The sequence below is a fragment of the Rubrivirga sp. genome, assembly GCF_049648075.1.
Taxonomy (GTDB): Bacteria; Bacteroidota; Rhodothermia; order Rhodothermales; family Rubricoccaceae; genus Rubrivirga.
Genome location: NZ_JBARYR010000582.1, coordinates 1 through 1,562, shown reverse-complemented (window position 1 = coordinate 1,562; position 1,562 = coordinate 1). Strand labels below are relative to the sequence as shown.

Below are 1,562 nucleotides of genomic sequence, written 5' to 3'. Positions count from 1 at the left end.
TCGCCACCCTGCGAGCGATCCACCGCGGCGGCGTAACCGACCACGTCGGCGGCGGCCTCCACCGCTACTCGACCGACCGCGTCTGGCTGCTGCCGCACTTCGAAAAGATGCTCTACGACCAGGCGCTCTACGCGCTCGCCTGCGTCGAGGCCTGGCACGCGACCGGCGCTGCCGACCTCCGTGCCGCCGCCGAGTCCACGCTCGACTACGTCCTGCGCGACCTGCGTGCGCCCAGCAGCGCGTTCTACTCGGCCGAGGACGCCGACTCCCTCGACCAGCACGGCGAACGGGAGGAGGGAGCGTTCTACGTCTGGACGCGGTCCGACCTCGATGCGGTCCTCGGTCCAGACGACGGCGCCGTCGCCGCGGCGGTCTGGGGCGCCACCGACGAGGGGACGATGATCGACGAGGCGACGCGCCAACGGACGGGCTCGAACGTGCTCCACTACCCGACGCCCGCCCTCGAGGTCGAAAACCCTCTCGAGGACGTGGCCCAGTCTCTCGGCCTCGAGGTCGGCGCCCTCGAAGACCGGCTCGCGTCGATCCGCGCGCGGTTGCTGGAGGTCCGGTCCCAACGCCCGCGTCCGCTGTTGGACGACAAGGTGTTGGCCGACTGGAACGGTCTCGCCATCGCGGCTTTCGCCGTCGCCGGTCGCACGCTGGGCCGCGACGATTACACCGCCGCCGCGGAGGCCGCGTCCCGCTTCGTCCTCGACGAGATGCGAGACGAGGGCGGCGATCTCGTCCACCGCTACCGCGAGGGTCAGGCCGGGATCGACGGGATGCTCGACGACTACGCGTTTGTGGTGTGGGGTCTGATTGAGGTGTACCAGACCACGTTCGACGTCACCGTCCTCGAGGCCGCCCTCGACCTGCACGGCCGAATGCGAGGCCGCTTCGAGGACGCCGCCGGAGGCTACTTCGTCTCGGCCAACGGTGCGACCGACCTGCTCGTCCGCCAAAAGGCGCTCGACGATGGCGCGATCCCGGCCGGAAACAGCGTCGCCATTCTGAACGGGCTTCGGCTGGCACGGCTCACGGGCGACTCCGACCTCGAGGACGCCGCATTGCGAGGGGTGCGCGCGCCCGACGTGGTGAGGGAGCACCCGTCCGGCTTCACTCACTTGATGACGGCCGGGGGGTTCGCTCTCGGCCCAAGCCAGGAAATCGTCATCGCAGACGGGACCGGTCAAACCGCCATGATCGAGGCGGTGCGGTCGGTGTACGCGCCGTTCTCGGTTGTCGCCCTACGGACGCCTGGATCGGGCTCGTCGCCCATCGAGGATCTCGCGCCGTTCGTCTCGGCCCAGGTCGCCCTCGAGGGCGAGGCGACGGCCTACGTTTGCCGCGACTTTGCCTGCCAGGCCCCGACTACGGACGCCCTCGAGGCCGCGCGGCTGCTCCGCGTGAGCGTACGCGGTGACTAGCCGTCGGCCTCGAGGATGCTCAACAAGGAGCCGCACTCCGTCGACCCCAAAGCCGCAGATTGAGTCCCCCTCCTGGGATGAGGAGGGGGACAGGTCACCGTCCGCCCTCGAGGTCGGCGCATCGAGGTCGGCGCA

Annotated in this window: 1 protein-coding gene; it reads left to right on the top strand. The window is 70.1% G+C overall.

The features are described 5' to 3' along the window. Window positions 1-1,427, top strand: a 1,427-nt coding sequence (locus WBA11_RS16145) for a thioredoxin domain-containing protein (RefSeq protein WP_424521681.1), incomplete at its 5' end; no start/stop codon positions are given. Between the last annotated feature and the right edge of the window lie 135 nt (window positions 1,428-1,562).